The 20,810-nt window shown below is 60.2% G+C and carries 16 protein-coding genes and 1 pseudogene; 9 read left to right on the forward strand and 8 right to left on the reverse strand.

The genetic code is table 11. The features are described from left to right. The first annotated feature begins 236 nt into the window (after positions 1-236). The 3 genes from F8N44_RS26095 (at position 237) to F8N44_RS26105 (ending at position 3,776) form a co-directional block, all read left to right on the forward strand. The gene (locus tag F8N44_RS26095; RefSeq protein WP_150652328.1) at positions 237-1,658 is read left to right on the forward strand and encodes an amino acid permease; all 1,422 of its coding nucleotides are present in this window, start codon (positions 237-239) and stop codon (positions 1,656-1,658) included. A gap of 155 nt (positions 1,659-1,813) precedes the next feature. Next, positions 1,814-3,298 (forward strand): glucosyltransferase domain-containing protein, encoded by a 1,485-nt coding sequence (locus F8N44_RS26100; protein ID WP_150652329.1) that lies wholly within the window; start codon positions 1,814-1,816, stop codon positions 3,296-3,298. Positions 3,299-3,413: 115 nt separating this feature from the next. Beyond that, the gene (locus F8N44_RS26105) at positions 3,414-3,776 is read left to right on the forward strand and encodes a polysaccharide synthesis protein GtrA (protein ID WP_150652330.1); all 363 of its coding nucleotides are present in this window, start codon (positions 3,414-3,416) and stop codon (positions 3,774-3,776) included. Between the two features lie 36 nt (positions 3,777-3,812). On the opposite strand, the gene F8N44_RS26110 is transcribed toward F8N44_RS26105, so the two are convergent. Beyond that, complete coding sequence (locus F8N44_RS26110; protein ID WP_150652331.1) at positions 3,813-5,432, reverse strand: FMN-binding glutamate synthase family protein; 1,620 nt, start codon at positions 5,430-5,432, stop codon at positions 3,813-3,815. 158 nt (positions 5,433-5,590) lie between these two features. Beyond that, the gene (locus F8N44_RS26115; protein WP_150652332.1) at positions 5,591-6,391 is read right to left on the reverse strand and encodes a helix-turn-helix transcriptional regulator; all 801 of its coding nucleotides are present in this window, start codon (positions 6,389-6,391) and stop codon (positions 5,591-5,593) included. Between the two features lie 126 nt (positions 6,392-6,517). Between F8N44_RS26115 and F8N44_RS26120 the strand changes: the two genes are divergently transcribed. Both F8N44_RS26120 and F8N44_RS26125 read left to right on the forward strand, forming a co-directional pair. Next, positions 6,518-7,339 (forward strand): carbon-nitrogen hydrolase family protein, encoded by an 822-nt coding sequence (locus tag F8N44_RS26120; protein WP_150652333.1) that lies wholly within the window; start codon positions 6,518-6,520, stop codon positions 7,337-7,339. A 461-nt stretch (positions 7,340-7,800) separates the two neighbouring features. Then, positions 7,801-8,049 (forward strand): annotated as a pseudogene (locus tag F8N44_RS26125) (amino acid permease); the annotation flags it as partial. A gap of 7 nt (positions 8,050-8,056) precedes the next feature. Here the strand turns inward: F8N44_RS26125 and F8N44_RS26130 are convergent. Genes F8N44_RS26130 through F8N44_RS26150 form a run of 5 tightly spaced genes read right to left on the reverse strand, consistent with a single transcriptional unit; the run spans position 8,057 to position 16,391 of the window. Further along, entirely contained in the window at positions 8,057-9,460 is a 1,404-nt protein-coding gene (locus tag F8N44_RS26130) for an ATP-binding protein (protein ID WP_150652334.1), read from the reverse strand. Continuing rightward, positions 9,457-11,271, reverse strand: coding sequence for a DAHL domain-containing protein (locus tag F8N44_RS26135; protein ID WP_150652335.1), 1,815 nt, complete (start codon positions 11,269-11,271; stop codon positions 9,457-9,459). The genes F8N44_RS26130 and F8N44_RS26135 overlap by 4 nt, the downstream gene beginning before the upstream one ends. Continuing rightward, positions 11,268-12,221: a cytochrome-c peroxidase gene (locus F8N44_RS26140; protein WP_150652336.1), complete on the reverse strand. Its 954-nt coding sequence runs from the start codon at positions 12,219-12,221 to the stop codon at positions 11,268-11,270. The genes F8N44_RS26135 and F8N44_RS26140 overlap by 4 nt, the downstream gene beginning before the upstream one ends. Positions 12,222-12,261: 40 nt before the next feature. Further along, complete coding sequence (locus tag F8N44_RS26145) at positions 12,262-14,136, reverse strand: putative bifunctional diguanylate cyclase/phosphodiesterase (RefSeq protein ID WP_150652337.1); 1,875 nt, start codon at positions 14,134-14,136, stop codon at positions 12,262-12,264. Beyond that, a complete protein-coding gene (locus F8N44_RS26150) occupies positions 14,133-16,391 on the reverse strand; it encodes an EAL domain-containing protein (protein WP_191630953.1) in 2,259 nt (752 codons plus the stop codon). The genes F8N44_RS26145 and F8N44_RS26150 overlap by 4 nt, the downstream gene beginning before the upstream one ends. A 252-nt stretch (positions 16,392-16,643) precedes the next feature. On the opposite strand from F8N44_RS26150, the gene F8N44_RS26155 reads away from it, so the two are divergent. The 4 genes from F8N44_RS26155 to F8N44_RS26170 all read left to right on the forward strand — a co-directional run bounded on the left by F8N44_RS26155 (position 16,644) and on the right by F8N44_RS26170 (position 19,672). Then, positions 16,644-18,005, forward strand: a complete 1,362-nt coding sequence (locus F8N44_RS26155) for an HD domain-containing phosphohydrolase (RefSeq protein ID WP_150652339.1) — start codon at positions 16,644-16,646, stop codon at positions 18,003-18,005. Positions 18,006-18,072: 67 nt separating this feature from the next. Then, positions 18,073-18,507, forward strand: coding sequence for an NUDIX hydrolase (locus tag F8N44_RS26160; RefSeq protein ID WP_150652340.1), 435 nt, complete (start codon positions 18,073-18,075; stop codon positions 18,505-18,507). A 23-nt stretch (positions 18,508-18,530) separates the two neighbouring features. Next, on the forward strand, positions 18,531-19,169 hold the full coding sequence (locus F8N44_RS26165) for a LysE family translocator (RefSeq protein WP_150652341.1): 639 nt from the start codon (positions 18,531-18,533) through the stop codon (positions 19,167-19,169). A 2-nt stretch (positions 19,170-19,171) separates the two neighbouring features. Then, a complete protein-coding gene (locus F8N44_RS26170; protein WP_150652342.1) occupies positions 19,172-19,672 on the forward strand; it encodes a GNAT family N-acetyltransferase in 501 nt (166 codons plus the stop codon). A gap of 93 nt (positions 19,673-19,765) precedes the next feature. On the opposite strand, the gene metR is transcribed toward F8N44_RS26170, so the two are convergent. After that, on the reverse strand, positions 19,766-20,683 hold the full coding sequence (gene metR / locus F8N44_RS26175; RefSeq protein ID WP_150652343.1) for a transcriptional regulator MetR: 918 nt from the start codon (positions 20,681-20,683) through the stop codon (positions 19,766-19,768). Between the last annotated feature and the right edge of the window lie 127 nt (positions 20,684-20,810).

The following is a 20,810-nucleotide window of genomic DNA, read 5'->3' on the forward strand; positions in this document are numbered from 1 at the left end:
TAATGCCTCTCCGCAAACCGGTCTTTAGCCGAGAGTTGTCGCTGAATGTTGTGGCTTATAGAGTGAAAACTCCTGCCCAAGGCTTTTTATACTGCACGCCCCGCTGATCTTTCAGGTTGCCCTGCAAGACGCGTTTGCCCATGAGGCAGGCGCGGTTTCATCTCCAGCCAAGGCTTATCGGCCGACGCTTCGATACTCGGTGGTCATATCCAATAACAAGACGAGGTTGCACCCCTATGCCAGTCGGCAATCAACTGCCTCACGGCGATACCGCTCAGGGCGGTCCGCTCAAACGCGAACTTGGCGAACGGCATATTCGCCTGATGGCGCTCGGTGCCTGTATCGGCGTCGGTCTGTTTCTAGGCTCGGCCAAAGCTATCGAAATGGCCGGCCCGGCGATCATGCTGTCGTACATTCTGGGTGGTCTGGCGATCCTGGTGATCATGCGCGCCCTCGGCGAGATGGCCGTGCACAACCCGGTGGCCGGTTCGTTCAGCCGTTACGCACAAGACTATCTCGGCCCATTGGCAGGCTTCCTCACTGGCTGGAACTACTGGTTCCTGTGGCTGGTGACTTGCGTCGCGGAAATCACCGCGGTGGCGGTGTACATGGGCATCTGGTTTCCCGATGTGCCGCGCTGGATCTGGGCCCTCGCGGCGCTGATCAGCATGGGTTCGATCAACCTGATCGCGGTGAAAGCCTTCGGTGAGTTCGAATTCTGGTTTGCCCTGATCAAGATCGTCACCATCATCGCCATGGTCATCGGCGGCATCGGCATCATCGCCTTCGGTTTCGGCAATGACGGTGTGGCCCTGGGGATTTCCAACCTGTGGGCCCACGGCGGCTTCATGCCCAATGGTGTGACCGGCGTGCTGATGTCCCTGCAAATGGTCATGTTCGCCTACCTCGGCGTGGAGATGATCGGCCTGACCGCCGGTGAAGCGAAGAATCCGCAGAAGACCATTCCTGATGCGATCGGCTCGGTGTTCTGGCGGATTCTGTTGTTCTACGTCGGCGCGCTGTTCGTGATTCTGTCGATCTACCCGTGGAATGAAATCGGCACTCAGGGCAGTCCGTTCGTGATGACCTTTGAGCGTCTGGGCATCAAGACCGCCGCCGGCATCATCAACTTCGTGGTGATTACCGCAGCCTTGTCGTCGTGCAACGGCGGCATCTTCAGCACCGGGCGCATGCTCTACAGCCTGGCGCAGAACGGCCAGGCGCCGGCCGGTTTTGCCAAGACGTCGAACAATGGCGTGCCACGTCGTGCGCTGTTGCTGTCGATTGCGGTGTTGCTCTTGGGCGTCATGCTCAACTATCTGGTGCCGGAAAAAGTCTTTGTCTGGGTGACCTCGATTGCCACCTTCGGCGCAATCTGGACCTGGGTGATGATCCTGCTGGCCCAGCTGAAATTCCGCAAAGGCCTCAGCGCCAGCGAACGTGCCGGCCTCAAGTACAAGATGTGGCTGTACCCGGTCAGCTCGTATTTTGCGCTGGCGTTTCTGGTGCTGGTGGTCGGCCTGATGGCGTACTTCCCGGACACGCGCGTGGCGCTGTATGTGGGACCTGCGTTTCTGGTGCTGCTGACCGTGTTGTTCTATGTGTTCAAGTTGCAACCGACCGGCGAAACGCAGGGTGCTGCGCGTTCGGCCTCTTAAGTCGTAGCGGCTGAAAAAACGAAGCCCCGGTCGAGAGATCGGGGTTTTTTGTGGGCGCTGTTTCAGCCTGACCGCCGGTCTGAAACAGCGATACAAACCCGGCGCTGAGGTTCAAATCTGTATCACTTGGCGCGGTAGTGAATAGAGGCGCAGCGATGAGGATCAGCGATTTTGTCGTTCGCGAACTCGGCCGTCGCCAGGTTCTGCTGTTCTTTGTGCTGGCGACCGGGTTGTATGTTCTGCCGTTGATCCTCGCCGACTATCCCTACATCGACGACAACTGGCGTGCACTGGCCGCCGGTAATGCGTGGGCCGGCTACGGACGCTTGTTTGCCGACTGGCTGTATCAGGCGTTGACGTTCACCGGCGCTGCGCCCGATATCTTTCCCTTGCCGCTGTTGCTCGCCACTGTGGCGATGAGCCTGGCGCTGTCCCGTCTGGCCTTTCACTACTTTGCCGAGCCGACGCTGGCCTGTTGTCTGGTGCCGTTGCCGCTCTGGTACAACCCTTTTCTGCTGCAGAATTTCTCCTATCAATACGACGGGCCGAGCATGGCTTTGAGTCTGGTCGCGATGATCTGCGCGATCACCTTTCACGGTTCGACGCGGGTGCAACGCTGGCTGGTACCGGCGGCACTGATTGCACTGGGGATCGGGCTGTACCAGATCAGCGTCAACGTCTTTCTTGGCTTGTGTTGTGTGGAATTGCTCAGTGCGCTGTACCGCAGGGCTTCGTGGTCAGAGGTCCTGCATTTGCTTGGCAGCAAGCTTGCGCAGCTCGGTCTTGGCGTCGCGATCTATGGCGTCACCGCGTACCCGTTTATGGTGGCCGGGCGCTATGCAGACGGGCTCGATGGGGCAGGGCATCCGTTCCTGCAGATCATCACCAACATGGGCCGCGTGCTGGAAAAAATCGCGCTGTTGTTTCACGGTGGATATCTTTGGGTCTTTGTCGCTCTGGTGCTTTGCGCGCTCTTGGGGCTGGCACGTCTCGGTCGTCCGGATCGGCGCGCTAGCATTTCGCTGATCAGTCTGGCGGCTCTAGTCGTGGTGGTGCTACTGGTGCCAGGCATCACGCTGCTGTTCCGCGATTTCAATGAGGGCGCGCGAACGCTGATGGGCTTCGGCGTGCTGCTGGTGTTTCTGTTCTATCTCGCTCGGCTGGCATTGGCGCCCTGTCACCGCTTGTTGCCCTTGCTGCTGATCATTCCCCTGTTGGCGACGTTGTCGCTGTCGTTTGCCTACGGGCGCGTGCTGACGATGCAGAAAACCTTCGCCACGGCTGCGCTGTTCAGCCTTGGTCATGACATTGCCGCTCATCGTGAACTGCGTGAAGCCAAGCGCATTTACCTGTCGATCAACTACTCCGATCGCTGGCTGACCAGTGCCGAGGGATCGTTCCGACGGCTGCCGGTTTTGCGTTATCTGCTGAATGTCGATTACTACATGCTGGCGGAGAATCTGCCCTCGGTGGGTATCACCAATGTGGTTGCCGAGCGTGAGCGCCGTAACGCCACCCATGTCGGTTACCGGAGTTATCCAGCGCTGGTGGAGAGTCTGTATTACCGCATTTATCTGCTCGGCGATTACGGCTTTATCGTTATGAAAGAGCCGCCGCACGGACGGTTGTTGCAGTGGTGAAGCGCTGACCGTTGGTCGCAATCAGCCCTGTACCTGTAATTTCTGACAGTAGACCGTCACCGCGTGATGACCTAGGTTGGCTGTTTGGCAAAAACGGCTTGAGCAAGGAACCGAGATGAAAGGATTCTCTGCATTGACTGTGATCGGCCTTGCCGATGGATTGATTCACTGGCAGATATTTTTTGTCCTGTGCACCGCCGTGGGGCTGACTCAAGCCGCGAGTAATTTCGCCGCGTTTTGCGTGGCCGCTGCGTTCTCGTTTTACGTGAATGTGCTGTATACCTTCGAGCGCAATACGTCGGTGCTTGGTTATCTATTGTTTATCGGCGGGATGGGCGGGGTGAGTTTTGCCATCGGCGCTATTGCCGATGCGCAGCACTGGCATGGATTGGCCACCGTGGCGTCTTTCACACTGTTCAATCTGTTGTCGGGCTACCTGTTTTTCCGGTTTGTCTTGTTGCGCCGAAATCAGCAGTGACGCGCCAGTCCGATGTGCAGACTGGCGCATTGGCCGTTACGCGGCCGCGACTTCCTGCGGCTCGAAACTGTCCGCCCGCGCCATCTGCCACATCCGCGAGTAAAACTCGCCATTCACTTCCCCGGTAAGCAATTCCCCCGGTTTCAGGAACACATGCAACTGCGAGAACAGTTTGATCTCGGTCGCTGACATACGCCGCACCAAGTGCTTGGCCGACAGTTGCGACGGATGCTCAAGACCGGCGGCGGCAAGCATTTCTGCCAGTGCTTTGAGCGTGTTGCGGTGGAAGCTGAACACGCGCTGCGCCTTGTCCGGCACCACCAGCGCACGCTGGCGCAGAGGATCCTGGGTGGCGACGCCGGTCGGGCATTTGTTGGTGTGGCAGCTTTGCGACTGAATGCAGCCGATGGCGAACATGAAGCCACGCGCGGAGTTGGCCCAGTCGGCGCCGATGGCCAGTACGCTGGCGATGTCGAAGGCGCTGACGATCTTGCCGCTGGCGCCGAGTTTGATCTTGTCGCGCAGGTTGAGGCCGACCAGGGTGTTGTGGACGAACAGCAAGCCTTCGCGCATCGGCACACCAATGTGATCGGTGAACTCGACCGGTGCGGCGCCGGTGCCACCTTCCTTGCCGTCGACCACGATAAAGTCCGGCAGGATGCCGGTTTCCAGCATGGCTTTGGCGATGCCCATGAACTCCCATGGATGACCGAGGCAGAACTTGAAACCCACCGGTTTGCCGCCGGACAGCTCGCGCAATTGCTGAATGAAATGCATCATTTCCAGCGGTGTGGAAAACGCGCTGTGACGTGACGGCGACACGCAGTCCTCACCCATCAAAATGCCGCGAGTTTCAGCGATTTCCTGGGTGACTTTGTGTTTGGGCAGGATGCCGCCGTGGCCGGGTTTGGCACCCTGACTCATCTTGATTTCGATCATCCGCACTTGCGGGTTCTGTGCCTGGGTGGCGAAGCGTTCCGGGTCGAAACGGCCGTCGCTGGTACGGCAACCGAAGTAGCCGCTGCCCAGTTCCCAGGTCAGGTCGCCGCCGTGTTCGCGGTGATACGGGCTGATGCTGCCCTCACCGGTGTCGTGGGCGAAGTTGCCGAGTTTCGCGCCCTGGTTCAACGCGCGAATGGCGTTGGCGCTGAGCGAACCGAAGCTCATCGCCGAAATGTTGAACACCGACGCCGAGTACGGCTGGCTGCACTGCGGGCCGCCGACGGTGACGCGGAAACTGCTCGGGTCGCTCAGCGGCGCCGGGCGCATTGAGTGCCCTATGAATTCGAAGCCCGATTGATAGACATCGATCAGCGTGCCGAACGGTTTGTCGGCGGTTTCGTTTTTCGCTCGCGAATACACCAGCGAACGCTGGGCGCGGGAGAAGGGCAGGGCATCGCTGTCGGATTCCAGCAGGTACTGACGGATCTCCGGGCGGATGCCTTCGACCAGATAGCGGATGTTGCCGAGGATCGGGTAATTGCGGCGCACGGCGTGTGGGCTTTGCAGCAGGTCGAACAGACCGAGCAGGCTCAACACACCGGTGACGGCAGTGATCGGCCACAGCCAGTCATGTTCGAGGAAAGGCAGGCTGGCGAGGGTGAAAATCACGCAGACGGCAAAGAAGGCGTAGCGGCTCAGGAGTGACAGGCTCATACGGTTTCCTTGGTTCGGACTCGGAATAATCAGCGCCGCAGTTCCTTGTGGGAGCGAGCTTGCTCGCGAATACAGTGGATCAGCCAACATGAATGTTGGATGTGATGGCCCCTTCGCGAGCAAGCTCGCTCCCACAAAAAAACGTAAATCGCGCTGTTTCAGGCGTTTTGCGCCTGAAGAAAAATCGAAAACAGCTCGGACTGGGATTTGATCCCCAGCTTGCTGTACATGTGTTTCTTATGGACTTTCACGGTTTCTACGGAGATTTCCAGCTTACGGGCGATTTCTTTACTGGAGCAACCGCTGAGCATCAAGCGCCCGACATCCAGCTCGCGGGCGGTCAGTTGTGCACCCTTGAGTTGCTGCACCGACGCTTCCAGTTGCACCCGCCAGTCTGCCCGGACAGGGGCGGCGGCGAGGGCCACGGTTTCGTTGATCTCATAGGGCAGTCGTTGGCGCAGCAGGCCCAGCACCCAAGGCTGGATCAATGACAGCAAGGCGATATGTTCGCCAGTGAAAAGTTTTTCACTGCCCAGCGACAGACACAGCGTGCGATCGCCTTCGAGCTGACAATTGAACTGGATTTCGTCGGCGACGACATTCAGACGAAAGTATCGCTGGTAATACTCGGTCAGTTCGAAATGCTCCGGCGCCACCTCCGAGAGGCGATACAGACCGGTGCGCGTTTGCTCGCGGCAGGCGATGTAGAACGGGTCGAGCAGGTACAGGCCGCGCAGATAATCCTGAAACAACGGGTCAGGGCTGCCGTCTGCGCCCGGGCATTCGGCGAAGACTTGCGGGTGCTGATCGGCGCTGAACAGCAGCACCACCCAGCTATCGAACGGCACGTATTGGTCGAGCAAACGCAGCAGTTGCGCCCAGAAGTTCGGCTTGTCGAGTGCGTCGATCAATTGCCCGACGGCGCGGTGCCAGGTGATGTCATCAAACGAAAGTGTCATCGATCTACCCCTATCGGGTTACCCCGGCCGCGTAATTCCCTGGCCGGCTGCTTGCTGCGCATACTGGCCCACAGACAGCCACCGGGCAATCTTTCAGCGCCCGGCGCTCATCACAAGGGAATCCCCATGAAAGTCGAACTCGCCCAACTGGCGGGCCGTGACAATGCCACGGCATACAACCTCGAACGCGCGCTTGCAGCGATTGCCGCGTGTGCGCCGGACACGCAGCTGATCGTGTTCCCGGAAACCCATCTGATGGGCTTCCCGACGGCCGAGACCGTTGCGCAAACCGCCGAAGCGCTGGACGGCCCGACCGTCAGTGCAGTGCTCGCCGCCGCGCGCGAACGCAACATTGCCGTGGTGATCGGCATGGCCGAGAACGACCACGGGCGCTTCTACAACACCACGCTGTTGATCACCCCTGAAGGCATCGCCCTGAAATACCGCAAGACGCATTTGTGGGCGTCGGATCGCGGTGTGTTCGAGGCCGGCGACCGCTACGCCACGTGTGAGTGGAACGGCCTGCGCGTTGGCTTGCTGATTTGCTACGACATCGAATTTCCAGAGTCGGCCCGTGCCCTGGCGCAACTCGGTGCTGAATTGCTCATCGTGACCAACGGCAACATGGACCCGTACGCGCCGACACACCGCACCGCGATCATGGCCCGTGCCCAGGAGAATCAGGCCTTTGCGTTGATGGTCAATCGCGTGGAGGCGGGGGATGACGGTTTGGTGTTCGCGGGTGGCAGTGCGCTGGTCGATCCGCTGGGGACGTTGCTGTTCGAAGCAGGGCGGGAAGAAGGGACGTTCCGCGTTGAGCTGGATTTCGCTCGATTGGAGATTGCGCGCAGGGATTACCGCTATCTGGATGATCAGCGGTTGAAGTTGCCGGGCGAGGTGGTGGAGCACGGCGATGGTGTACGTGAGTTGTTGATTCCACGCCGTTGACCGCTGCCCTCACCCTAACCCTCTCCCAGAGGGAGAGGGGACTGACCGAGCTGATTGTTCGAGGTACGCCGACCTGAAATACCGAATCGTACTCAGGATTTGAAGCTGCGAATTCAAGGCCGCACTCAGGATTTGAAACTGCGGATTCGAGTCGCACTCAGGATTTGAAACTGCGGATTCGAGTCGCACTCAGGATTAGAAGCTGCGAATTCGAATTGGGCGCAGGGTTTGAAACTGCGAATTCGTGTCGAACTCAGGAGTTGAAACCCATGGAGATCGGCTCCCTTTCCCCTCGCCCCCTTGGGGGAGAGGGCTGGGGTGAGGGGGAAAAGATTTCAAGCCGAACAAAAAAACTCAAACAACACCAGAACAACAAAGCCACACCCGAAAACATTCGCCGAACCCGGCTCTGCCATAAATCCAATAAAATTCGGAGTAAGTCGCCCATGGCTCGTTTGCAACTGCATGCGCACTTCGGCACGCCGGTCAACAGCATCCTGCTGTGCGCCGTGGTGGCGTTGCCGGTGATCTTCCATTACTGGATCGGCGGCGAGAAAAAAGGCCCGCGTGAGCGGGTGCTGTTTTTGCTCTTTCCGTTCATGGGTCTGGTCGCGGATTTGTGGCTGATGGTCAGCCTCGATCACCTGGCGGTGCTCACCGGGGGCTTCCGTCGGCAGCCTCCGGAAATGGATTTTCAGGAAGCGACCTGAGGCGCCTTCACGCAGCGGGCCGGCTCTGGCGCATCGGTAACTCGACGCGAAAGGTCGTGCCCACCCCCGGTTCGCTGCGTACCGAAATATCGCCACCGTGCTTTTTCACAATGCCGTACGACAGGGACAGGCCAAGCCCGGTGCCTTGGCCGACCGGTTTGGTGGTGAAAAACGGATCGAAAATTTTCTGCAGAATGTCCGGCGCAATCCCCGCGCCGGTGTCCGCGACTTCCACCCAGGCCGTGTCTTGTTCCTGCCCGGTGCGCAAGGTGATGGTGCCGCGTTCGGGGCCCATGGCCTGCGCCGCATTGACCACCAGGTTCATGATCACCTGATTGATTTGTGATGGCAGGCACTCGATGTCCGGCAGGGGCTGATACTCCTTGATCAGGTCGGCCTTGTACTTGAGTTCGCTGGCGACGATGTTCAGGGTCGACTCGATGCCTTGCTGCAGATTGGCCCACTGCCATTGCTGATGGCTATCGACCCGCGAGAAGTCCTTCAGGTCCTTGACGATCTGCCCGACCCGGCCAATGCCTTCCTTGGATTCGCGGATCAGCACCGGGATGTCTTCGAGGAGAAAATCCAGATCGGCGTCTTTGCGCAATTGCTCAAGCTGTGCCACGGACTCGGGGTCTGGTGTGGGGCCAAGCGTCTGCCAGGCATCGAGTACGCTGAGCAATTGTTTGAAGTAGCCGTCCAGCGTGCCGAGGTTGGAAGAGATAAAGCCGATCGGGTTATTGATTTCATGGGCCACGCCCGCCGCCATTTGCCCCAGTGACGCAAGTTTCTCCGACTGCACCAGCTGACTTTCCAGTTGCTTTCGCTCATCGATTTCCCGCTGCAGTTCTTCACTGGCCTGCTTGAATTGGGCCGTGCGTTGATCGACCAGATGTTCCAGGTGATGCATCTGCAATGACGCGCGTTCGGTCATCTGCCACTTGGTCAGCAGGGTGTTGGCCATCTGCTGCACTTCGATGTTGTCGAACGGCTTCTTCAAAATCAGCAAGCGGTCATGCGCCTGCAGACGTTCCAGCAGTTCATCCCAGGAATAATCCGAGTAGGCGGTGCAAACCACCACTTGCAACTGCGGGTCCTGCTGCCACAGATGTTCAATGGTTTTCGCGCCGTCCCAACCGTCGGGCATGCGCATGTCGACAAAGGCCAGCGCGTAGGGGCGTTGTTCCGCCAGCGCCTGGACCAGCTTGCCCAGACCTTCCTCGCCGCCATAGGCCGAGTCCAGCTCGAACGGCGGACGTTCGGCGCGCACCTGAGCGCCAAACAGTGCCGCTTCCATCTCGTCCAGTTCCACTGATTGCGCCGCCGGCGGCGCGAGAATCTTGCGAAAGTCTTCATGGATCGACGGCATGTCGTCGATCAGCAGAATGCGGCGGTTCGACAGCTCGCTCATGCGTTCTCCGTGACGCTGATCAGGGGGATCTGCAAAGTGAACAACGCACCCTGGCCCGGGCCGTCACTGTGCGCAGTGAGATGGCCGTTCATCTCGATGGCCGCCAGGGCGCAGCTGTGCAGGCCGAAGCCGTGGCCTTCCTTGCGAGTGGTGAAGCCGTGGGCAAAGATCCGCGTCATGTTTTCCGGCGCAATGCCTTCGCCGTCATCCTTGACGCTGATTTCAAGGAAGTTGTCATCGACGATCCTGACCGACAGGGTCATGGTGCGGGGGCGGTTGCTGAGGTCGGACATGGCGTATTTGGCGTTGCTGATCAAGTTGATCAGGATCAGCAGCAAACGGTGTTTGTCGCCCATCACCTGCGGCACGTCGGCGTATTCCCGGACCACTGTGACGTGGTGCCGGGTCAGTGCCCCGGCGTTCATGCGCAACGCGTCTTCAAGCAATTCGTTGATGAACAGCGGTTCGGTCATGCTGTTGGCGCCGGCATAGGATTGCTGGGTGGCGACGATGTCCTTGATGTGGTCGACGCTTTTGTTCATCTGGTTCAACTCGTCGAGCATTTCCTGTTGTTCCTGGGCAATCGCGACCACCAGTTGGTTGAGGTAGCCGGGGAGCAATTTGCCTTTGGCGTCTTCGCTGAGGAACGCGCCGAGATCTTCCGGGTGTTCGTTGATCAGTTGCATGGCCTTGCCCAGGCCTTGGCTCTTGCTGTTGCGCAGTTTGCGCGTGATCAGGTCGCTGGAGATGTTCACGCTGTTGAGCACGTTGCCGACGTTGTGCAACACGTTAGTGGCGATTTCCGCCATGCCGGCCTGACGTGCCGCGTCGAGCAGTTCGCTCTGGGCGTCCCGCAGTTCCCGGGTGCGTTCTTCGACTCTTTGTTCCAGCGCGTCGTTGGCCGTTTGCAGGGCGTTATTGACCCGGTTGATCTCGGCGAAACTGCCGATCAAACGGATGGCCAGCCACACCAGCGACAACATCAGCAGCACCGAAAACAACAGCAGGTAGAAGTGGTATTGCCGGTCGACCTGATCGGCGCGCTGCTGATCGTGATCGAGCATGGTGGTGATGTTGTCGAGGCTGTCAGCCACGGGGATGTTTTCGATGTTTTCGAGCAACTGGTTGACCAGTGGCTGCTCGCGCGCAATCAGCGAGATATGGCTGCTCATGATTTTGATCGGGGTCTGAAACGCCGGCGGCAGGCGTTGCGCGTTGACCTTCAGCTTGTTCAGGCCGACCTCGATGTCGGCGGCCCGATCGTCGGAGGTGACCTGGGCGAATTCGAGGGCACTGAGCAGCAGGTCGTAGGTGTCGGTAGTGATGTTCTGCAGCTGCAATTTATCGAAGTCCGACAGGCTGGCCAGTTGCTGTTGGATGTCGTCTTCAGCGGTGGGCAAAAAGGCCAGGGAATTACGCAACAGCGCGTTGTGCGATTTGAACTGTTCGACCAGACGGGTCTTCTCCTGCATCGCCTGCAGGAAACTCTCGTGAGCCTCGTTCCATTGCGCCGAGTCGTTGCGCCCATGTCCGGACTCGATCGCGTCGAAGCGCGCCCAGAGCCGGTTCATCTCGTGCATCGGCGACACCAGCGGATCGTAGTTGTGGGTGAGCGCCACTCGCGCCTTGAGGAGCTCGTTTTCCCACAGTGAGTTCTGCTGTTTGATCTGCCGGATCAGATCCCTCGATTCGGTGTACGTCATGGTCTGGTCAGAGCTGGATTTGATGTACAGGAACAACAGGATCGAGGCCAGCGTCAGGGCGACCAGGGTCAGCAACAACAGGCTGCGTCGCCGCGAGATGTTGATCATGGCTTGCTTTCCCCTTGGCCGGTCAGGGTGGTGAGAAACAGCATGATCAGCCGTTTGTCCTCAGTGCTCGGCATGCGCCCCAGCTGGTACTGGAACATCACATCCACAGCCCGCTCAAGGGTAGCCGCCGAACCATCGTGAAAGTACGGCGCGGTGATCGCGACATTGCGCAGGCTCGGCACCTTGAACACGGCCCGGTCCGCTTCGTCGCCGGTCACGTTGAAGCGGCCCTGATCGGCCACGGTCGGGTTGCCGCGATCGGCAATGTAATCGCCGAACACGCCGAACTTCTGGAACATGTTGCCGCCGATGTTCACCCCTTGATGGCAGGCAATGCAGCCGTATTCCTTGAAGCGCTGGTAACCGTACTTTTCCTCCAGAGTGAGGATATCGGTGTTGCCGAGCAGGTATTGATCGAAGCGCGAGTTGGGCGTCAGCAGGGTGCGTTCAAAACTGGCCAGCGCCTGCTGGACATTGGCCCTTGTCACACCGTCCGGGAAGATGGCGGCGAAGTCGCGGCGATAGTCGGGGTTTTGCCCGAGCCGCTCGATGACCGTGTTCCAGTCGCTGCCCATTTCATGGGGGCTGGTGATGACGATGTTGCTTTGTTCCTCCAGCGTTTCGACGCGGCCATCCCAGAACTGGCGAAAGTTGAGGGCCGCGTTAAACACGGTCGGCGTGTTGAAGGCCACCGGTTTGCCGTCGAAGCCCAGTGACAAGGCGCGGCTGTCGGCACCGTTCTTGTCGAGTTGGTGGCAGCTGGCGCATGACAGCGTGCTGTTGATCGATAACCGTGGCTCGTGGAACAAGCGTCGACCGAGTTCCACGCGCCGGGCATCCTGCTGCGGCACCGCGGGCAACGGTTTGAGCGGCTCGTTCAGCGGCTCGGCACTGGCCCCGGCACAGAGTCCGCACAGCAGCAGCGCCATGGCGTGGTGGAAAAGGCTCATCGGCAATTGTCTCCCTGACTCAAGGCCGCTTTCACAATGATCATCCTATCGTCCATGGTGCCGGTTGCGTGCCGGCGAGCAAACGCGCAAACGTGTCTGCCGGCAGGGCTTTGCTGAAAAAATAACCCTGGCCTTCTTCGCAGTGATGGGCCTTGAGAAAGGCCAGTTGTTCGGCGGTTTCGATGCCCTCGGCGATGACGTTCAGGCCCAGGCTCTTGCCCAGGTTGATGATCGCGCTGACCAGCGCCGCATCGCTGCGGTCGTTGCACAGGTTGCGAATGAACGACTGGTCGATCTTCAGCACATCGATGGGAAACCGCCGCAGGTAGCTCAGGCTGGAATAGCCGGTGCCAAAGTCATCGATGGCCAGGCGCGTGCCCAGCGTCTTCAGGCGATTGAGCGCAGTCATCGTCGCCTCGACGTTTTGCATCAGTACGCCTTCGGTGATTTCCAGTTCCAGCCACTCGGGCGCCAGACCTGTCTGTTGCAGTACGCGCTCGATGCCGGCGACGAAGTCACGCTGGCGAAAATCGATGGGTGAAGTGTTGACCGACATACGGATCGGCGGCAGTCCGGCCAGTTGCCAGGCGCGGGTCTGCCGACAGGCCTCAGCCAACACCCATTTGCTCAGCGGCACGATCAGACCGCTGTCCTCGGCCACCGGGATGAAGTCCGACGGATAGACCCAGCCATGCCCCGGTTTTTGCCAGCGCACCAGTGCTTCGGCACCCACCACGGCGGCCGTGCGCAGGTCGATTTTCGGCTGATAGTGCAGGACGAATTCATGCTCTTGCAGGGCGCGGCGAATGCCCGACTCGATGCTGTGCTGTTCGCGGGCGTGCTGGTTCATGGCTTCGATGAAGAAGCCGATGTTATCGGGGCCCTGTTCCTTGACGTTGCGCATCGCGGTCTCGGCCTTCTTGATCAGCTCGGTGGCTTCGAGGCCGTCATCGGGGTAGACGCTGATGCCGACGCTGGCGGTGACGCTGACATCGTGGCCGACAATCGTCTGCGGCAGGCGAATGGCGGCGAGGAGTTTTTCCGCGATGCCGTGGGTTTGCTGAGGGTGGTTGATGTCGCCGAGGATCACCACGAACTCGTCGGAGCCGTAGCGAAACACCGAGTCCGAATCACGCACGCAGGACAACAGTTGCCGGGCGACCCGTTTGAGCATCTCGTCACCCGCCGGATGGCCCAGCGCATTGTTGATGCGCTTGAAGCGATCGAGGCCGAGAAACATCACCACCAGTTGTTTGTCATGCCGCCGGCACACCGCCATGGCCTGACTCAGGCGATCACCGAGCAGGGTGCTGTTGGGCAGTTCCGTGAGGCTGTCGTACTGCAGCAGGTGCGAGACCTTGAGCAGTTCGTGCACCCGCGCCTCGATGGTTCGCTCAAGGCTGAGCATCTTCAGCGCCGCGTCCTGTGCCAGTTGCCATTTCCAGGTCAGGGCGTTGGCCATCTGACGGATTTCCAGACTGTCGAACGGCTTTTTCAGGATCAGCAGTTGGTCGCCGAACTCCAGCCGTTCGGCCATCGCTTCCCAGCTGTAGTCGCTGTACGCCGTGCACAAGGCGATTTGCAGGTTCGGGTCGACCCGCCACAGTTGCTCGATGGTTTCCAGGCCATCCCAGCCGGGCGGCATGCGCATGTCGATAAAGGCGAGGGCGTAGGGATTGCCACTGGCCAGTGCGCGGTTGACCAGCGCCAAGGCTTCCTGGCCCTGATAGGCGGAGTCGAGCTGGAAGCTCAAGCGCGGCGTCTGCTGACTGCCGAACAGCGTCTGTTCCAGTTGCTGCAAATCGACGGCGTCCGCCACCTGCGGGGCGAGGATCTTGCGAAAGTCCTCGTGGATCGCCGGCGAGTCGTCGATGATCAGGATGCGCCGGTTGGTCTGGGGAAAAGGCGTTTTCATGCCTCGTCCTCCTTCGGCGCCAGACAGGCACTGTCCTTGAGCAAATGCCCGGCCTGTTCGGCGCTGACCGCTGCACTGAAATACATGCCCCGGGCGCTCGGCAGCGGGGGCGCGGCGGGTGGTGTGCACGGCTGATCCGAGGACGGCTGGCCTTCAGCGATGATGCCGATGTCCAGGTCGCGGGCGAAGTTGACAATCGCGCGCAGGGCATTGGCTCCGGCGATATCGTGGGCAGCACTGTCAACGAAACTCTGCGCCAGTTTGAGGTGATTGACCCGGTAGGTTTTCAGGTAGTCGAACGAGGAATATTCAGTGCCGAAATCATCGATGGCGATGCTCACGCCCAGTTCACGCAGGCGCGGCAACGCGTCGTTGTGCGTCCACTTGGTCTGGGCCAGCGTGGCCTCAGTGACATCGAAGCGCAGATCCCAGGGCGCAAGCTCCCAGCGGGCGGTGGTGCGCAGCACGTTGTAGATCAGTTCGGGGCCACTCTTGAGTTGGGCCAGCGAAAGTTTGATCGCCATCACTGGCGGCGCGACCCCTTCGTTACGCCACTGGTGCATCTGGTGGCAGGCGTGATCCAGCACCCAGCGCCCGAGCGGAATGATCGCGCCGGTTTTCTCCGCGATCGGCACGAAGTCGGAAGCCGGCAGCAGCCCGTGACGAGGATGCTGCCAGAGGACTTGTGCCTCCATGCCGAGAATCCTGCCGCTGTGCAGATCGACCTCTGGCGCATACCGCAGCATCAGCTCATTGCCCTCGAGGGCCGTCATCAATTCGCCGACGAGGGTCATGCGTTCGGCCACTTCCCGGGAGATTTCCTCGGAATGGAAGTGGTACTGGTTGCGGCCCATTTCCTTGGCGCGGTACAGCGCCATGTCGGCCTGCCCGAGCAGCGTGTCGGCATCGAGGCTGAGGTCGCTGTAACTGCTGATGCCGATGCTCACCGAAATATGCAGCGCATTGCCGGCCAATTGGTAGGGCGCCAGCAGCGTGTCGCGGATGTTCGCAGCCATCGTGGCCGATTGGGTCGGATCGCTGACGTCCAGTTGCAGGATCGCGAACTCGTCGCCGCCCAGGCGCGCCACCACGTCGCTTTCCCGTACGCCGGACTTGATGCGCCGGGCGACTTCCTGCAGCAGCAGGTCGCCCACCGGGTGGCCCAAGGTGTCATTTATCCGCTTGAAATGGTCGAGGTCCAGGTAGAACACCGCGAACGGCATGGCGCCCCGTCGCGCGGCGGCAAACGCCTGATGCAGGCGTTCGATCAGTGTGGCGCGATTGGCCAGGCCCGTCAGGCCATCGGAGCGCGCGAGCAAGGCCAGTTTGTCCTCGGCCAGCCGGCGTTCGGTGATGTCGAGGATGATGCCTTCGACTTCCAGCAGGCGGCCGTCCTGATCGCGCACCGGGATGTAGCGGTTTTCCACCCAGCGCCAGGTGCCCTGGCCGGTGCGCATGCGGAATTCGATGGACGCGCCCGATGCATGCCGATCCAGCACCCGGGCCATGGCCGCATCGACGCTCGCCTGATCGTCCGGATGAATCAGTGCCTGCGCCCAGTCGGGCGAACCCACCAGGTCGGCGGCGACGTGGCCGTAACGGGTGATGTTGTGGGAGATGTACATCAGCGCAAACGAGGGTTCGCCGCGCAAACGGTAAAGAATGGTCGGGCTGTTCTGCACGATCACGTTGGCGTCCGACAGCTCACGGGTGCGTTCCTGCACCGCTTGCTCCAGCAGGCTCATCTTCAGTTCGGCGTCTTCGGTCATCTGCCATTTGACTGTGAGGGCGCTGGCCATCTGGCGGATCTCGATGGCGTCGAAGGGCTTTTTCAGGATCAGCAACCGGTCGTTCAGCGCCAGACGCTGGTCGATATCCTCCCAGGAATAATCGGAATAGGCCGTGCACAGCGCAACTTGCAACTTGGGGTCGACCTGCCACAGCCGTTCGATGGTTTCCAGACCATCCCAGCCCGGTGGCATGCGCATGTCGATGAAGGCCATGGCGTAGGGACGGTTTTCAGCCAGCGCGGCTTCGAGTTTGTCCAGCGCTTCGCGGCCCTGAAACGCCGAGTCCAGCTCGAAATGTTGGGATTGTTTTGCAGACGGGGTGCCGAACAACAGATTCTCGGTTTCGCCCAAACCATCGTCGCCGGGGATGACCGGGCTGAGAATCTTGGCGAAATCGCCATGGATCGCCGGACTGTCGTCAACGATCAGCACGCGGCGATTGACGTGCACGGTTGGTGCCGTCATGCCGCGCCACCTGTGGGGAGGCGTGCTGTGGTGATCCGGGGCATCCTTTTCCCTCGCCATTTGCCTGTTTGTATCAGCCGATGGAGTCTTGCGCTGTGTTCAGCATAGTCGGCTCCCCGCTACTGCGCTTTCGGCCCCGGACAAAGATCGGCGTGAATGCCGGCCAAAATCATCTAGCCTTGGACTCAGGCGCGGACCGGCGCAGTGTTGGGTCGGTGCGTCGTTATTTCTCTGTTTGCTTGAGGCCATGCCATGGAAGAGCTATCCGCGCCAATGCCGACGCATCGACCCACAGTGCTGCTGGTCGATGACGAAGAGTCGATCCTCAACAGCCTGCGCCGCCTGTTGCGTGGCCAGCCCTACGATGTGCTGTTGGCGACCAGCGGCGCCCAGGCGCTGGAGATCCTCGCGCAGCAGCCAGTGAACCTGGTGGTGAGCGATGCGCGCATGCCGGGCATGGACGGTGCGTCGTTGCTGGCGCATGTCCGTGAGCGTTATCCGGCGACTGTGCGGATCATGCTCACTGGCTATGCCGACCCGGCGGCGATCATCAAAGCGATCAATGACGGACAGATCCACCGTTACATCAGCAAACCGTGGAATGACGAAGAGCTGCTGCTGATTCTGCGCCAGTCCCTCGAGCACCAGCATTCCGAGCAGGAGCGCCAGCGTCTGGAACGCTTGACCCGGGTGCAGAACGACCAGCTCAAACTGCTCAACAGCACCCTGGAAAAGCATGTCGCGGCGCGCACCGCCGAACTGCAGCAGACCGCCGACATGCTCGATCTGGCGTACGAAGAGCTCAAGCACAGCTATGTCACCGGCACCGAAGTATTTTCGCTGCTGGCCAATCTGCGCTTGCCACCTGCCAAGCAGACCAACCGGCAGATCATCGAGCTGGTGCGCAGCTACTGCAAACAGCACGGCCTGGACGAGGCCACCAGCCGTGATCTGACCATGGCTGCGGCGCTGTACAACATCGGCAAGTTGAGCTGGACCGACGCGATGATGATCACACCCTCGGACCTGCTGCGTCATACCGAACGCGAGCGCTATCGCAGTTATCCGAAGCAGAGCGAATCGTTGCTCATGACCCTCGACCCGATGAAAGATGCGGCGCGTTTGATCCTGCATCATCAGGAGCGCTGGGATGGCAGCGGCTTTCCCGACCGGCTCAAGGGTGAGGGCATTCCGTTCGGTTCACGCTTGCTGAAACTGGCGGTGGATTTCGTCGAGTTGCAGCGCGGTCTGATCCTCGAGCGGCAGATGAACAGCGATGAAGCGCTGCTGTACCTGCGCCAATACGCCGGGCGCTTGTACGATCCCGATCTGGTCGAAGATTTCATTCAGGTGTGTGCGGCATTTCTCAGCGACGTGACGCTGGCCGATCCGTCGGTCAAGGTGCTCTCCACTCGGGATCTGGCGGCGGGGATGATTCTGGCGCGCAACCTGAATGCCGATAACGGCATGCTGCTGCTCAACGCCGGCAAGGTACTCAGCGCGCTGTTGGTGGAAAAGCTGATTGCGTTCGAAGCCATGGAGGGCGGCAAGTACACGATTTTCGTCAAGGTGCCGGAGGAGGTTGAAGCCGTGCTCAAGGCCCAGGGGGAATGATTTACGGGGTGACCTCAGCGGGGCGCGCATGGGATCCTTGCGGTTTTTCCAGGCCGGTGGCTGACCCATGACTTGTGCATCTGTTGACTCTGCAAACCTCATTCGTATAGCCGCCGCGCTGTTGCTCAACCCCGAAGGGCAAACCCTGCTGGTACGCAAGCGTGGCACCACGGCGTTCATGCAACCGGGCGGCAAGATCGAGGCGCACGAGTTGCCGGCGCACGCGCTGGCGCGTGAGCTGGAGGAGGAATTGGGCTTGCAGATCGACCCGGCGCAGGCTGCATTTCTCGGGCAGTTCTCGGCGCCTGCCGCCAACGAACCGGGGTTTGTCGTTCAGGCGCAGATCTTTCAACTGACGATCGACACTGACGTGATCCCGGCGGCGGAAATCGAAGAAGTGATCTGGGTCGATCCCGCCACTGATCCTGCTGTCGATCTGGCGCCATTGACACGCGACCTGATCCTGCCGTTTTATCGCAAGTCGCTGAGCGCAATCGCCTGATCATCCACGCAAAGGACTTTGCCATGATCCCGCTTCAAGACTTGCTGATCTTCGCCGCTGCCGCATTGCTGATGGTGCTGACGCCGGGCCCGAACATGATCTACCTGATTTCGCGTTCGATCTGTCAGGGACGCAAGGCCGGGGTGACGTCGTTGCTCGGCGTGGTGGCGGGGTTCTTTGTGCATCTGTTTGCGGCAGCGGCGGGTTTGACTGCGGTGTTTCTTGCCGTGCCGATGGCCTATGAAGTGCTCAAATGGGCCGGTGCGCTGTACCTGTTGTGGCTGGCCTGGCAAGCGCTGAAACCCGGGGCGCGCTCGCCGTTCGAGGCGCAGCAGTTGCCGGCGGACTCGTCGCGCAGATTGATCACCATGGGCTTTCTCACCAGCGCGCTGAACCCGAAAATCGCGGTGTTCTACCTCTCGGTCTTTCCGCAATTCATCACCCCTGAACACGGCTCGGTGTTCACCCAAAGCATCCTTCTCGGCCTGACCCAGATCAGCGTGAGTTTCTCTGTCAATTTGCTCATCGCACTGTTCGCGGCGGGCATCGCTTCGTGGTTTGTGCGCAACCCGACATGGCTGGCGCTGCAGCGTTATTTCATGGGCTTCGTTTTGGCTGGTCTGGCTGTGCGCCTGATGCTTGAGCAACGCAGGACGGCGTGAACATGTGGATCGAACGACTGGACGCCAGCCATGCCCTGGCTTACCGCGAACTGATGCTCGAAGCCTACGACCGTCATCCGCAGGCCTTCACCTCAAGCGTGCGCGAACGCGCGGTGATGCCATTGAGCTGGTGGGAAGGGCGCCTGACCAGCAAGCTCGATGTGGTACTAGGCGCGTTTGAAGCAGGCACGTTGGCCGGCATCGTTGGTCTGGCCTTCGAACCGCGCGAGAAGGCGCGGCATAAAGCAACCCTGTTCGGCATGTACGTTTCAGCGGATTTTCGCCAGCACGGCCTGGGCCATGAATTGGTGCAGGCGGCGATTGCCGAAGCGCAAAACCATCCAGCGCTGAAACTGCTCCAGCTCACCGTTACCGCCGGCAATGACGCGGCGTTCAAGCTCTATCAGCGCTGCGGCTTCATTCAGTTCGGCCTCGAACCCTTGGCGGTGCGGGTGGGTGAAGACTACTTCGACAAGATCCACATGTGGCGTGAATTACCCTGAGAGGGGGCAAGATCAAAAGATCGCAGCCTTCGGCAGCTCCTACGGAGATCGGTGTAGGAGCTGCCGAAGGCTGCGATCTTTTGATTTTTAGCATCAGCGAACGGCGCTGACCCCGTCCAGGGTCGAGAACGATGTGTCCTTGGCCGTCAGCAGAAAATCGCGCATGTACGGTGCATCGAGCATGTCGGTTCGAATCGCCGCGTACAAAGTCGCGAACAAGCCTTTTTCCCCCAAGCGTTTGCCTTTCACGTAACCGCGCGAGCTGTATTCGTGCAGTGCCCAGTGCGGCATGCCACAGACGCCACGGCCACTGGCGACCAGTTGCATCATCATCACCGTCAGTTCCGAGGTGCGCACCTGCGCCGGTTCGATGTCGGCAGGTTCGAGAAAACGCGTGAAGATGTCGAGGCGATCGCGTTCCACCGGGTAGGTGATCAGCGTTTCCGTCAGCAGGTCTTCCGGGACAATGTACGGTTTGCTGGCCAGTGCGTGCTGGTTGGCCACTGCGAGCATGGCTTCGTAGGTGAACAACGGCACATAGGTGATGCCAGCGATTTCCAGCGGGTCTGACGTCACCACCAGATCCAGATCGCCACGGGCCAGCGCCGGCAGCGGCGCAAACGAGAAACCCGAGGCGAGGTCGAGTTCGACCTCCGGCCAGGCATCGCGGAACTGGTCGATGGTCGGCATCAGCCACTGGAAGCAGCTGTGACATTCGATGGCCATGTGCAGACGCCCGGCGGTGCCTCCGGCCAGACGACCGATATCGCGTTCGGCAGCGCGCAGCAGCGGCAGGGTCGCGTCAGCCAGTTGCAGCAGGCGCAAACCGGCGCTGGTGAAACGCACCGGTTTGGTCTTGCGCACGAACAGCGCCATGCCCAAGCGTTCCTCAAGCTCCTTGAACTGGTGCGACAGCGCCGATTGCGTCAGGTGCAAGCGGTCGGCGGCGTCCACCAGACTGTCAGCTTCGCGCAGGGCATGCAGGGTTTTCAGGTGACGGATTTCAAGCACCGAGTGACTCCATGAGGAAAACTTGTGATCAACGCATAAACGTTGAGTTTGTCTCATGTTTGCCGGGCTGTCGATAATAACCCGGCATTCGACAGGTCGGTTGCGCGCCCGGCGATTCTCCCGCTTT

Source organism: Pseudomonas fluorescens (genome assembly GCF_902497745.1).
In the GTDB taxonomy this organism is placed as follows: Bacteria; Pseudomonadota; Gammaproteobacteria; order Pseudomonadales; family Pseudomonadaceae; genus Aquipseudomonas; species Aquipseudomonas fluorescens_BM.